The 12,995-nt window shown below is 61.1% G+C and carries 11 protein-coding genes; 9 read left to right on the top strand and 2 right to left on the bottom strand.

Translation table 11 applies throughout. The features are described 5' to 3' along the window. Positions 1-172: 172 nt before the first annotated feature. Entirely contained in the window at positions 173-1,351 is a 1,179-nt protein-coding gene (locus CKW21_RS03155; RefSeq protein WP_095192570.1) for a hypothetical protein, read from the bottom strand. Between the two features lie 185 nt (positions 1,352-1,536). Here CKW21_RS03155 and CKW21_RS03150 point away from each other — a divergent pair, with 185 nt between their 5' ends. From CKW21_RS03150 to CKW21_RS03120, 7 genes are all read left to right on the top strand, one after another. Then, complete coding sequence (locus CKW21_RS03150) at positions 1,537-2,466, top strand: LysR substrate-binding domain-containing protein (RefSeq protein WP_095192569.1); 930 nt, start codon at positions 1,537-1,539, stop codon at positions 2,464-2,466. A 242-nt stretch (positions 2,467-2,708) separates the two neighbouring features. After that, complete coding sequence (gene aldA, locus CKW21_RS03145) at positions 2,709-4,133, top strand: aldehyde dehydrogenase (RefSeq protein ID WP_095192880.1); 1,425 nt, start codon at positions 2,709-2,711, stop codon at positions 4,131-4,133. A gap of 145 nt (positions 4,134-4,278) precedes the next feature. Then, entirely contained in the window at positions 4,279-5,610 is a 1,332-nt protein-coding gene (locus CKW21_RS03140) for a nitrate/nitrite transporter (RefSeq protein WP_095192568.1), read from the top strand. Position 5,611: 1 nt separating this feature from the next. Next, a complete protein-coding gene (locus tag CKW21_RS03135) occupies positions 5,612-6,829 on the top strand; it encodes a mandelate racemase/muconate lactonizing enzyme family protein (protein ID WP_095192567.1) in 1,218 nt (405 codons plus the stop codon). A gap of 167 nt (positions 6,830-6,996) precedes the next feature. Further along, positions 6,997-8,604, top strand: a complete 1,608-nt coding sequence (locus CKW21_RS03130; protein WP_095192566.1) for a GMC family oxidoreductase — start codon at positions 6,997-6,999, stop codon at positions 8,602-8,604. A gap of 113 nt (positions 8,605-8,717) precedes the next feature. Further along, complete coding sequence (locus tag CKW21_RS03125; protein ID WP_095192565.1) at positions 8,718-9,122, top strand: response regulator; 405 nt, start codon at positions 8,718-8,720, stop codon at positions 9,120-9,122. A gap of 57 nt (positions 9,123-9,179) precedes the next feature. Next, positions 9,180-9,848, top strand: coding sequence for an HAD-IA family hydrolase (locus CKW21_RS03120; RefSeq protein ID WP_095192564.1), 669 nt, complete (start codon positions 9,180-9,182; stop codon positions 9,846-9,848). A gap of 108 nt (positions 9,849-9,956) precedes the next feature. Here CKW21_RS03120 and CKW21_RS03115 read toward each other — a convergent pair whose 3' ends face one another. Beyond that, the gene (locus tag CKW21_RS03115) at positions 9,957-10,907 is read right to left on the bottom strand and encodes a GlxA family transcriptional regulator (RefSeq protein ID WP_095192563.1); all 951 of its coding nucleotides are present in this window, start codon (positions 10,905-10,907) and stop codon (positions 9,957-9,959) included. Positions 10,908-11,031: 124 nt separating this feature from the next. Here CKW21_RS03115 and CKW21_RS03110 point away from each other — a divergent pair, with 124 nt between their 5' ends. Beyond that, a complete protein-coding gene (locus CKW21_RS03110) occupies positions 11,032-11,823 on the top strand; it encodes an SDR family oxidoreductase (RefSeq protein WP_095192562.1) in 792 nt (263 codons plus the stop codon). A 203-nt stretch (positions 11,824-12,026) separates the two neighbouring features. After that, complete coding sequence (locus CKW21_RS03105; protein WP_095192561.1) at positions 12,027-12,935, top strand: pyridoxal-phosphate dependent enzyme; 909 nt, start codon at positions 12,027-12,029, stop codon at positions 12,933-12,935. The last annotated feature ends 60 nt before the right edge of the window (positions 12,936-12,995 follow it).

Genomic DNA, 12,995 nt, shown 5'->3' with positions numbered 1-12,995 from the left:
TGTTGTTTTGTAGCGTCTATCTGACTATTGGCAATGAGCCGATGCAAGTGTTGTTTGGGCTGGCCCATTCGCGAGCAGGCTCGCTCCCACAAGCGGGCTGTGGCATTCACAAATCCCCTGTGGGAGCGAGCCTGCTCGCGAAGGCGTCCTCAATAACGCCAAATTATCCGGATCAGAAGTAGTATCCGACGTTCACATACACCTGATTCTCCCAATGATCCGTCCCACCCGCCCCCAGGCTCTGGGTATAGCTGCTGCCGCCAATGTACGGATCGTTCTTGCCGAACATCCACTCTGTTGCAATCCACAACTTGCTCAGCGCAAACGAGCTACCCAGAATTACCCGCTCCGACGTCTTGAACCCGCTGGCGGATTTGTCGAAGGCGCTGTAGTTGGCGTAGACCTTGACCCCGCTGACCTGATTGAACAGGTACTTGCCGGCCACGTCATAGCTAAGGTCAGCCACATAGAGATTGCCGCGACTGGCGACGTTGTAGGTGCCGTCGTAGCCGCCAAGGGTCACCAGCTCGTCAGTTCCGGGGTTGCGCGGTGACATCTGCTGTCGCGCCGCCTGCAATTGCACGCCCCACGGACCGTTCTTGCCCAGGTAGTGTACGGCCACGGCGTTGCGGCGGCCGTTGTCGTTTGTGTCCTTGTTCTCGAGGGACGAGGTCAGCCCCGACACACCGATTTCGGACTTCCATGGCCCCAGCTCCAGGGCCTTGGCGACCCGCAGCACCAGAGTGTTGCGTTCCTGGTTGTTGCTGCCGTCGGTGACATAGCTGTCAGCCTCGGACACCACGCTGGAGAACGTCACGCCGTTGCTGGTGCCTTTACCCTGCCACGCCGGGCGCAGGTAGTAGCCGCCCTGGATGTTCCAGTCGCCACTTTGCTGAATGTACTTGGCGCCGACCTCTTGCAGGTCTTCCAGACCGATGACGTTGCCCAGGGTTTCGTAGAAGGTGCTGCCGAAATACGGCTGCAAGCCGAACGGCACCGTGTTCAGGCCCACTTGCACCTGCTGGTCGGGGTTGAACTTGTAGCCGGCCCACGCCAGCTTGGCGAACTGGATGTCGCCGTAGTTCTTCGTGTACCGGTAGGGATAGGAGCGTCCGTAGAAACGGTACTGGGCCTCACCGATCCAGGTGTCGGAGTTGTACTTGGCGCTGAGGAATACCGTGTCCAGGCCGAACGTCTGGATGTCGCGGTCCGGGTCGTAGTCCCAACGGGCACGCACGGCGCCGCCGAGGTCGAGATTGTCGGTGACTTGCACGGCCATGGCGGGGGCCGCAAAGGTACAGAGTAGAGCGAGATAAAGCGCACTGACGCGCAGGGAAGCAGGGAAGGGCATGTGGCAGTTCTCGGTTATTTTTATGTGAGATGCCGGCCAGTCTTGCGATCCGTGGTGCGATGAACAAACGATTAAAAATCGAGAGAAACCTTCATCGAATGCATGTTACTGAAAAAATCCTGTAGGACAATGTACCGCTGCCGTGGGATCCTTGGCGCCCTGTCACCGAACCCCGAGAGCCTTTCATGAAACGCAAAATGCCCGGCCTCAATGCGCTGAAAGCCTTTGAAGTGGCCGGCAGCACGGGCAGCTTTACCCGCGCCGCGGAGTTGTTGAACGTGACCCAGAGCGCGGTCAGCCGCCAGGTGCGTCAGCTGGAGGAGCAACTTGACGAGAGCCTGCTGGAACGCCGTCACCATCACCTGGAACTGACCAGCGCCGGCCGGGTGCTGCTGCGGGCGTTGCACCAGTCGTTCGACAAGATCGAGTTGACGGTGCGCAGCATCCAGCAGAAATCCCACGCCAACCGCCTGCACATCAACGCGCCGCCGACCTTCACCAACCGTTGGCTGATGCCGCGCCTGGGGCGCCTGCGCGAAAAGCATCCGGAGCTGGAGCTGAGTATTACCACGCGCCTGCCGGACAGCCTGGCGGAAACCAGCACCCTGGACTGCGCGATCCGTTTCGGCAACGGCGAATGGGACGGCCTGGACAGTTCGCTGCTGTTCCAGGAACGGCATATCGCGGTGTGCGCGCCGACCTTGTATGCGCGGGAATGGACCGAGCAGGGCATCGATCTCAATCGCCTGACGCTGCTGCATGTGCTGGCCCGGGAAGACCAGCGCTACCTGACCTGGAAACACTGGCTGGACGCGGCGCGCATCAGTGGTGTCGATACCCAGGGTGGCTATGAATTCGACTTGCTCGACCTGGCGATCCGCGCGGCGGTTGATGGGCTGGGTATCACCATCGCCGACTGGCACATGGTCGCCCCGGAGCTGGCCAGCGGGCAGCTGACCCAGGTACTCAACGTGCATGTCGAAGGCCATCAGTCGTACTGGCTGGTGACCCGCCCCGAGCAATCGCTGCCGCAACTGCAGGTGTTCAGCCAGTGGTTGCAGGAAGAGATCTGGCTGGCGCAGCGACAGCTGGAGCCCTCGACCGCAGCTTCCTGACCACCACAAAACCCCTGTGGACCCCTGTGGGAGCGAGCCTGCTCGCGAAGGCGGTGTGTCTGTCAAAAAAACATAGACTGACACTACACCTTCGCGAGCAGGCTCGCTCCCACAAGGGATTCCATCGTTTGAGGGGTAACATGCGTTTTTCGAATGTTACATCGCTCAATAAATCGTTTGTCCAACGAGCCTCGGATGCCAAGACTGCTCGCACTGGATAAAAACAACGATGGGCGATGCACATGCGACTCGAGCGAAACTTTGTTAACGGGCAATTCATTGAGCCGGCCAGCGCTGCGCTGATCGCGGTCTACGACCCGGCGACCGAAGAACGGGTCGGCGAGGTCTCTGCCGCCACCGCCGATGAAGCCACTTTCGCCGTGGAGGCCGCCGCCGCCGCGCAGAAAGCCTGGGGCAAACTCACCAGCATCGAGCGCGCCGAACACCTGCGTGCCTTCGCCGATGCCCTTGATACCCGCGCCGAAAGCATTGGTGAAGCCCTGGCCGCCGAGTCCGGCAAGAGCCTGGCCGACGCCAGTAACGAAGCCCGTTACGCGGCGCAGATCACCCGCTACCACGCCGAATGGGCGCGGCGCATCGAAGGCGAGATCATTCCCAGCGACACGCCGGATGAAAACCTGTTCCTTCACCGCGAGCCGATTGGCGTGGTCGCCTGCCTGATCCCGTTCAATTACCCGGTCTACACCCTGTTGCGCAAAATCGCCCCGGCGCTGATTGCCGGCAACACCGTGGTCGTGCGTCCAAGCAACAACACGCCAATCTCGGCCTTTGAGATCGCCAAGGCGGTGCAGCAATCCGCAATGCCAGCGGGCGTGATCAACATCCTGACCATGGACCACGCCACCGCTGCCGCTGTTTGCACCCACAAGGCCGTGGGCTTGATCACCCTGACCGGCAGCGTCAACGCCGGGCGTATCGTCCTCGACTACTGCAAGGCCAACATCGCCAAGCCATCGCTGGAATTGGGCGGCAAGACGCCGGCGATCATCGAAGCTGATGCCGATCTTGAAGCTGCGGCCACTGCAATCGTGGCCTCCAAGACCACCCACTGCGGCCAGTTGTGCACGGCGGTGGAGCGGGTCTACGTGCAGGAAAGCGTTTATGAAAAATTCCTCGGCCTGCTGAAAGAAAAAATCAGCGCCGTGGAATTCGGCGATCGCGCCGTGGATCCGGCCTTCATGGGGCCATTGGTCAACGCCAGTTCGCAGCAGAACATCCACGCTATGGTCGAGCGGGCCATTGCCGACGGTGCGGTGCTGGAAACCGGCGGTTTCATTCCGCAGGGCAAAGGCCATTTCTATCCGCCGACCTTGCTCAGCGGTTGCCGCCAGGACATGGAAATTATCCAGGAAGAAATCTTCGGCCCGGTGCTGCCGGTGCTCAAGTACCGCGACATCGACGAAGCCCTGGCCATGGCCAACGATCACCAGTTCGGCCTGTCTTCGGTGCTCTACACCGAGAACTACCGCACCACGATGAAAGTCGCCGGCACCATCGAGGCCGGTGAACTGTACGTCAATCGCACCCCGGCCGATCCGTATCAGGGCTTCCACGCCGGCTGGAAACGCTCGGGCCTGGGCGGCGACGACGGCAAGCACGGCATGCTCGAATTCACCCAGACGCGACTGGTCGTCATGAAGTACTAAGACGGCAGCTACAAGCTTCAAGCTTCAAGCTGCAAGTTAAAGCGATCGGTGAGCAGCTCTGGCTTGCCGCTTGAAGCTTGCAGCTGCTCCTCTAATAACAACAATTATCCGAGCGCCCGGACACCGGGCGCCAGAGGTCTACTCAATGTCCAAGCACGCATCCACTGCTGCCGCTGTTCAGGGTTCCAACGCGGCTTCGAAAAGCCACAGCGACAAGGGAAGTCGCTATTTTCAACTGATGCTGCTGGTGCTGGCCGCCGGTGCGATCTACCCGATCCTGTACCTGCGTCAGGTCTACCAGACCACCATGCTCGAAGTGTTCCAGATCAACCACAGCGAGCTGGGTTATCTGTACTCGATGCTCGGTACGATTTTCCTCCTGAGTTATTTGCCGAGCGGCTGGCTGGCCGACCGTATCGCCCCGCGTTTCCTGATTTTCTTTTCGCTGGTGGCGACCGGTGTCCTGGGCCTGTGGTACTCCACCGCGCCATCGATGACCGGGCTGATGATCATCTTCGGCTGCTGGGGTCTGACCACCGGTTTGACCTTCTGGGCCTCGGTACTCAAGCGGGTGAAGATGATCGCCCACCATACTGAACAGGGCCGTTTTTTCGGCATCCTCGATGGCGGTCGCGGTCTGGTGGAAGCCTTGCTGGCGACGGTCGCCCTGGGGCTGTTTGCCTTCGCCACCGAAACCCGTGGCGAGTCGGCGGCCGAAGGCTTCAAGCATGTCGTCTACCTGTATGCCTTTACCTGTATCGCCATCGGCTGCGTGCTGGTGCTGATCAGAGATCCTAAGTCGATGGAAGAAACGGCGCCGGTGGAGAAGGGCAAGTTCAACCTGCTCAGCGACCTGGCGACACTGGTGAAAATTCCTGAACTGTGGCTGGTCACCGCCATTGTGTTCTGCGGCTATCACATCTTCTGGGCCACCTACAGCTTCTCCGACTACCTGCAGGGCGGCGGCATGACCGCGGTCATGGCCGGCACCATCACCACCATCAAATTGTGGATGCGCCCCATCGGCGGCATCGGCGGTGGCTGGCTGGGGGACAAGTTCTCCAACATTTCGGTGCTGATCGTCGCGCTGTTCCTGGCGACCCTGGCGATGGTCGGCCTGATCGTGTTCCCGGCACTGGGCAGCATGGGCCTGCTGATCGCTACAGTGATTTTCATTGGCCTGATGACCTACGCCATTCGCGGCTTGTACTGGGCGATTCTCGACACTTGCAACATTCCGCTGCGCATCACCGGGCTCGCTATTGGCATCGTCTCGGTCGTTGGTTACCTGCCGGACGCATTCATTCCGTTGATCAACGGCTACCTCACCGAGCATTTCCCCGGTGCCTTTGGTTACAAGCTGTATTTCGGCTACATCGCGTTCGTCGGCCTGCTCGGGACCCTCGCGGCCCTGACCCTGCGCGCCCGTATCAATCGTCAATCTTTCAACAAGTCAGCTTTGAAGACAGGTGCCTGAGATGAAAATCGTCGCCCTTGAAACCCATATCGTTGCCGTTCCGCCACCGCACATCGGCGGCATGTACTGGCTGTTCGTCAAGCTCAAGACCGATTGCGGCATCGAAGGCGTCGGCGAAATCTACGCCGCGACCTTCGGCCCGAAAGCCATGCTGCCGATCATCGAAGACGTGTTCGAACGCTACCTGCTCAACCAGGACCCGCACCACATCGAGCGCTTCTTCCGCCAGGCCTATTCCAGCGGTTTCACCCAGCGTCCGGACCTGACGATGATGGGCGTGGTCAGTGGCCTGGAAATGGCCTGCTGGGACATCATCGGCAAGGCCGCGAACAAACCTGTGTACGAATTGTTGGGGGGTAAAGTCCATGAACGGCTGCGTTCCTATACCTACCTCTATCCGCTCAACAGCCGTGGCGAGTACGACTACGATGACCCGGACCTGGCCGCCGAATGCGCCATCGAGAACATGAACAAAGGCTTCACCGCCGTGAAGTTCGACCCGGCGGGGCCGTACACCGCGTACTCCGGGCATCAGATTTCGCTGGAAGTGCTGGAGCGCTGCGAAACTTTCTGCCGCAAGATCCGCGAAGCGGTGGGCGACAAGTGCGACCTGCTGTTCGGTACTCACGGGCAAATGGTGCCGTCCTCGGCAATCCGTCTGGCCAAGCGCCTTGAGAAGTACGATCCGCTGTGGTTCGAAGAGCCCGTACCGCCGGGCCAGGAAGACGCCATGGCGCAAGTCGCGGCCAAGACCAGCATCCCGATTGCCACGGGTGAGCGCCTGACCACCAAGTACGAATTCTTCAAGCTGTTGCAGGCCGGCGGTGCGTCGATCCTGCAAATGAACGTCGCCCGCTGTGGTGGTCTGCTGGAAGCGAAGAAGATTGCGAGCATGGCCGAGGCTTATTACGCGCAGATCGCCCCGCACCTCTACAACGGGCCGATCGGTGCCGCCGCGAGCTTCCAGCTGGCCACCTGCACGCCGAACTTCCTGATCCAGGAAAGCATCATGACCTGGGGCGGTTTCCATGCCGAAGTGCTCACCAAGCCGTTGCAGTGGGAGGACGGCTACATCATTCCGTCCACCGAACCGGGCCTTGGCGTCGAGCTGAACATGGACGTGGTGCGCAGGCATTCGCCGTACACGGGTTCACGCCTGCACCTGCAAATGGCGCCGACCCCGGCCGACGTCAAAGACACATCGCCGGCCAGGGGCTGATGGAAATGGCGCCAATCCCTGTGGGAGCGAGCCTGCTCGCGAAGACGGACTGACATTCAGCATTGATGTCGACTGACACACCGCTTTCGCGAGCAGGCTCGCTCCCACAAGGGACTTGCCCTTTGACCGGGCGTTTTTTTGAATAACGACTTACGCGGTAACCGTGCATGACATACGACTACATCATCGCTGGCGCTGGCGCCGCAGGCTGCGTTCTGGCCAATCGCCTCTCGGCCTCCGGAAAACACACGGTGTTGCTGCTGGAGGCGGGCGGAAAGGATAGTTCCCTGTGGTTCAGGATCCCGGTCGGCTTCGCCAAAATGTATTACAACCCCACCTTCAACTGGATGTACTACAGCCAGCCGCAAAAGCAACTGGGCAACCGTGAAATCTACGCCCCGCGCGGCAAAGTGCAGGGTGGCTCGGGTTCGATCAACGCGATGATCTACGTGCGTGGGCAGGCCCACGATTTCGATGACTGGGCGGCCAACGGCAACGACGGCTGGGGTTTTTCGGACGTGCTGCCGTATTTTCGCAAACTGGAAAACCATCCGCTGGGCGACAGCGAATACCACGGTGGCAGCGGCCCGATCAGCATCACCCCGATGAAGGGCCAGACCCATCCGATCTGCGACGTGTTCCTCAAGGGCTGCGATGAACTGGGCTACCCGCTGAGCGAGGATTTCAACGGCCCGACGTTCGAGGGCGCGGGGATCTACGACGTCAACACTCGCGACGGCCAGCGCTGTTCCAGCAGCTTTGCCCATCTGCATCCGGCATTGAGCCGGCCGAACCTGACTGTCGAGCATTACGCCCTGGTGGATCGCGTGCTGTTCGATAACGGCCGGGCGACCGGAATTTCCGTGACCCAGCACGGCGTGGCACGCACCTTCACCGCAAACAAGGAAGTGATCCTTTGCGCAGGTGCCGTCGACACGCCGAAGATTCTGCAACTGTCCGGCGTCGCCGATCAGGCGCTGCTGAACAAGCACAACATCCCCCTGGTCAAGCACCTGCCGGCGGTGGGGCAGAACCTGCAGGATCACCTGTGCGCGAGCTATTACTACAAAGCCAATATCCCGACGCTCAACGACCAGCTCAGTTCGCTGTTCGGCCAGTTCAAGCTCGGCCTGAAGTATCTGTTCACCCGCAAAGGCGCGCTGGCCATGAGCGTCAATCAGGCGGGCGGTTTCTTCCGTGGCAATGCGCAACAGGTCAATCCGAACCTGCAGCTGTACTTCAATCCGCTGTCATACCAGATCCCGAAAAACAATAAGGCCAGCCTCAAGCCCGAGCCGTATTCAGGCTTCCTGCTGTGCTTCAACCCCTGCCGTCCGACCAGTCGCGGGCACATCGAGATCGCTTCGAAGAACCCGCGGGACGCGGCGCTGATCGACCCCAACTACCTGAGTACCCAGAAGGACATCGACGAGGTGATCCAGGGCAGCCGCCTGATGCGCAAGATCATGGGCGCGCCGGCGCTCAAGGGCATCACCGTCGAAGAAGTGCTGCCAGGACCTGTGGTCGAAACCGACGAGCAGATGCTGCAGTACTTCCGCGAAAACAGCGGTTCGATCTATCACCTGTGCGGCTCCTGCGCCATGGGGGCCGATGAGCAGAACTCGGTGGTGGACAAGCGCCTCAAGGTCCATGGCCTGGACGGTTTGCGCATCGTCGATGCGTCGATTTTCCCTAACGTGACCTCCGGCAATACCCACGCCGCAGTGCTGATGGTGGCGGAGAAGGGCGCCGACCTGATCTTGCAGGACGCCTGATTTCGTCGCCTCCCTGTATCAAAAATGAATTTCCGTCGATGCCGCTGCTCATACCTGTAGGTAGCGGATTAGAGCCCGCGAAATCGTTGAGGCATACAGGGAGCGGCAAGGTCATGAGTCGAGTACCGACTGCAGGTGGAGACCTTCATGGCGGGTTGATTCTGGTGGTTGAGGACGACCCGCTGATTCTGGAATTTCTCTGTGAAATTCTTCAGGAAGAAGGCTATGTGGTGGAACCGCAGACCAGTGCGGACGCCGCATCGGTGTACTTGCAGCGTCATGCGCAGGGCGTCGGATTATTGCTGACGGACATCACCATGCCCGGCACCCTCAACGGCGCAGACCTGGCCAACCTGTTCGGCGATCGCTGGCCGGACAAACCGATCATGATCATGTCCGGCTACGAAACCCCGCAAAGCTCCGGCGTGCGGCACAACGTCTCGTTCATCAAGAAACCCTGGGCCCTGGGGCAGTTGCTCGATTGCGTGGATGGTGCGTTCAACTCACGCCGTACATGAATGATCGTGTACATTCCTCAAGACATCTGCCATCTCCTTGAGACAGGAAGGACCCTTTTGTCTACTCCAGACGCCATCTACAACCTCCCGTACCGTGCCTTCCTGTTCGACATGGACGGCACCATCCTCACCTCGATTGCCGCCGCCGAGCGCGTCTGGACTCGCTGGGCCATGCGCCACGGTGTCGATGTCGAGACCTTCCTGCCCACCATCCACGGTGCCCGCGCCATCGATACCATCCAGCGCCTGGCCTTGCCCGGTGTCGATGCCGAGGCCGAAGCCGCGTGGATCACCGCAGCGGAAATCGAGGATGTCGAAGGGGTTGCAGAGGTGGTCGGGGCGGCGCGGTTTCTCCGGTCACTGCCGGCCCATCAATGGGCCATCGTCACCTCGGCACCCAGGACGCTGGCATTGCGCCGCATGGCCGCCGCCGGAATTCCCGAGCCGGACGTGATGGTCACCGCCGAGGACGTCAGCGTCGGCAAGCCTGATCCGGCCGGTTATCGGCTGGCTGCCCGATGGCTGGATGTCGAGATAACGGATTGCCTGGTGTTCGAAGACGCCACGGTGGGGATACTCGCGGCGCAAGCGGCGGGGGCGGATCTGGTGATTGTCACGGCGACCCATGGTCAGCCGATGGAGACGGGGCATGCCGTGTTGGGCAGTTATGACTCGGTTGTTGCCCGTGTAGACGCCGACGGTTTCATCAGCCTGCGCACCCTTTAATACTGTGGGAGCGAGCCTGCTCGCGAAGAGGGCATCACATTCAACATCACTGTTGGCTGTCACGCCGCCTTCGCGAGCAGGCTCGCTCCCACAGTGGTTATGCATGTTTCAGTCAATCCCCGGGATCGAGCGGGCATTACGCCGAATCACCTGCGGCGGTTGCCCGAATGCCCGCAGGAAGGCTTCGCGCATGCGGCGGCGGTCGCTGAAGCCGGTTTCCAGGGCGATCTGGTCGAGGGTCAGGCGCCCGCGTTCCAGCATCTGTCGCGCAGACTCCAGACGCAGGTTTTCGATGGCCTTGGCCGGCGATTGCCCGGTTTCGGCGCGGAAGGCACGGCTGAACTGGCGCGGGCTGAGGCGCGCCACGTCAGCCAGTTGCTCCACCGACAGTGTCTGGGCCAGGTGTTCCCGGGCATAGCCGAGCACAGTCTGAATGCGGTCGGATTTCGGCGCCAGTTCCAGCAGCGCCGAGTGTTGCGACTGGCCACCGGCACGGCGGTGGTACATCACCAGTTTCTGCGCCACCGAGCGGGCCAGTTCGGCGCCGTGGTCTTTTTCCACCATGGCCAGCGCCAGGTCGATGCCGGCGGTCATCCCGGCGGACGTCCAGATCGAACCGTCGATCACGTAGATACGATCGGCTTCCACCTTGATCGACGGAAAACGTTCCTGCAGTTGCCGCGCATAGGCCCAGTGCGTGGTGGCGCGCCGACCGTCGAGCAAACCGGCCTGGGCCATGACGAAGGCGCCGGAACAGATCGATGCCGTGCGCCGTGCGGTCTGGGTGCTGGCGCGCAGGTAATCGAGTACCGCTTCGGGCGCCTGTTCGAGGATCGCATCGCCGCCGACCACGATCACCGTATCGATCAGCCGCTCATCGAATGCTTCGGTGCCGACCGTCAACCCGCCGGAGGCGCGCAGGGTGCGACCCTCCTCGGACAGCACGCGCACGTCATACAGAGCTTCGCCAGCGCTGAAATTGGCGTATTCGAACACCGGCATGGCCGCCAGCGCCATGGACTGGAAGCCCTCGAAAACCACAAACGCCACGCTGATCATCGCGATGCCCTCAAACGGTCATGTCCGAAAAGCGTACTTTAAACGTCATTTGCGACACGCACGAGCTTATTTATAACAGTTCACACCCGGCGAACATTTCGCCTCACCGTGAAGGACATTGAACATGGCTCTCTCAACCCAAGGTACTGCACTGATCACTGGCGCCTCGTCAGGCATCGGCGCGGTGTATGCCGATCGACTCGCCCGCCAGGGCTACGACCTGATTCTGGTGGCGCGCAGCCAGGCGAAACTCAATGCCCTGGCCAACCGCTTGAGCGACGAAACCGGACGCAACGTGGAAGTGGTTGTCGCCGACTTGAAAGACAAAACTGATTTGCTGCGGGTCGAACAGATCCTGCGCAGCGATGCCAGCATCACCCTGCTGGTCAACAACGCCGGGGTTGGCGCGGTCATGCCGCTGCTGGGCAGCCCTGTCGATGACATGGAAGACATGATCACCCTCAACATCACCGCGCTGACGCGCCTGGCCTACGCCGTGGCACCGGGTTTCGTCGCCCGTGGCAGCGGGACTGTGATCAACATTGCCTCGATTGTCGCCATCGCCCCGGAAATCCTCAACGGCGTGTACGGCGGGACCAAGGCATTCGTTCTGGCCTTGAGCCAGTCGATGCACCACGAACTGGCCGATAAAGGCGTGCGCATCCAGGCCGTGCTGCCGGGCGCCACCGCCACTGATTTCTGGAGCGAGGCCGGTAATCCGGTGGAAAACCTGCCGCAGGAAATCGTGATGTCTGCCGACGATATGGTCGACGCCGCGCTGGTGGGCTTGGCCAGTGGCGAGGTGGTGACCATTCCGGGCCTGCATGATGGTACGCAGTGGGATCAATACGAGGCACAACGCCAGGTGCTGTCCGGGTTGTTCGGCAACTCCACGGCGGCTGCGCGTTATCGTTGAATCCATTGTGTCTATGAGGACGCCTTCGCGAGCAGGCTCGCTCCCACAAGGATCAGCGCCCATCCTGTGGGAGCGAGCCTGCTCGCGAAAGGGGCCATAGAAGTGTCAGTGCCGGGACTGGGTGAACTAAGCTTGAACAAGGACCGTTCACCGCTGCCCCTCGGAAAACCCGACGGGGCTGTGGCGTGCAACAGGAGCCGAAAATGCTTCACATCAGAACGCCCTTGATCCTGCATCCAGACCTGTCGACGCCGTCCCGCCGAATCTGGCTCAAACTGGAAAACCTGCAACCCAGCGGCTCCTTCAAACTGCGCGGCATTGGCCTTTTGTGCAGCCAGGCGGCTGCGCAGGGCAAGCGCAAGGTGATCTGCCCTTCTGGCGGTAATGCCGGGTTTGCCACCGCCGTGGCGGCTGCCCGCCTGGGCATGAAAGCCTGCATCGTGGTGCCGCACACGACCCCTGAATCCACCCGCGCCAGGATCAAGAAAACCGGTGCCGAGGTGCTTGTCCATGGCAAGGTCTGGGACGAGGCCAATCTGCGGGCCAAGGAGCTGGCAAAAGGCGCGGACACCGAATTCGTGCCGGCCTTCGATCACCCGGTGCTGTGGGAAGGACACAGCACGATGATCGATGAAATTCTCGAGGATTGTCCGCAGGTCGATGCGCTGGTGACCTCGGTGGGGGGCGGTGGATTGCTGGCGGGAATACTCACCGGCCTGATCCGCCACCAGCGCATGGATTGCCGGATCATCGCTTGTGAAACCGAGGGGGCAGCGTCTTTCGCCGCCGCTGTCAGTGCCGGACACCCGGTCAAATTTCCCCGGATCGATACGGTCGCCAGGTCGCTCGGCGCAACGTTGGTGGCCGCATGGCCTGTGCAGCACATCGTCGATTTTGCCCACGAATGCGTGGTACTCAGCGATGAAGAGGCGATCATGGGGGTGGTGCGTTACGCCAGTGATTTGCGCCAGCTGGTCGAGCCCGCCTGCGGAGTTTCGCTGGCCATCGCCTACCTGGACCACCCGGCGATCGCCGAAGCTCACGACGTGGTGATTGTGGTATGTGGCGGCGTCAGCATCAGCGCGCAACTGGTGGCCGGCTGGGCTCGGTAAATCGTAAGCGAGCAAAAATCTGTGGCGAGGGGATTTATCCCCGCAAGTCCGGACACTTGA

Source organism: Pseudomonas sp. Irchel 3A7, assembly GCF_900187565.1.
Classification (GTDB): domain Bacteria; phylum Pseudomonadota; class Gammaproteobacteria; order Pseudomonadales; family Pseudomonadaceae; genus Aquipseudomonas.
This window is presented reverse-complemented; position numbering and strand designations above follow the sequence as displayed.

Coding starts and splice junctions, on each gene's coding strand:
- CKW21_RS03155 (WP_095192570.1), bottom strand. CDS start 1,351: ATGCCCTTCCCTGCTTCCCTGCGCGTCAGTGCGCTTTATCTCGCTCTA.
- CKW21_RS03150 (WP_095192569.1), top strand. CDS start 1,537: ATGAAACGCAAAATGCCCGGCCTCAATGCGCTGAAAGCCTTTGAAGTG.
- aldA (WP_095192880.1), top strand. CDS start 2,709: ATGCGACTCGAGCGAAACTTTGTTAACGGGCAATTCATTGAGCCGGCC.
- CKW21_RS03140 (WP_095192568.1), top strand. CDS start 4,279: ATGTCCAAGCACGCATCCACTGCTGCCGCTGTTCAGGGTTCCAACGCG.
- CKW21_RS03135 (WP_095192567.1), top strand. CDS start 5,612: ATGAAAATCGTCGCCCTTGAAACCCATATCGTTGCCGTTCCGCCACCG.
- CKW21_RS03130 (WP_095192566.1), top strand. CDS start 6,997: ATGACATACGACTACATCATCGCTGGCGCTGGCGCCGCAGGCTGCGTT.
- CKW21_RS03125 (WP_095192565.1), top strand. CDS start 8,718: ATGAGTCGAGTACCGACTGCAGGTGGAGACCTTCATGGCGGGTTGATT.
- CKW21_RS03115 (WP_095192563.1), bottom strand. CDS start 10,907: ATGATCAGCGTGGCGTTTGTGGTTTTCGAGGGCTTCCAGTCCATGGCG.
- CKW21_RS03110 (WP_095192562.1), top strand. CDS start 11,032: ATGGCTCTCTCAACCCAAGGTACTGCACTGATCACTGGCGCCTCGTCA.
- CKW21_RS03105 (WP_095192561.1), top strand. CDS start 12,027: ATGCTTCACATCAGAACGCCCTTGATCCTGCATCCAGACCTGTCGACG.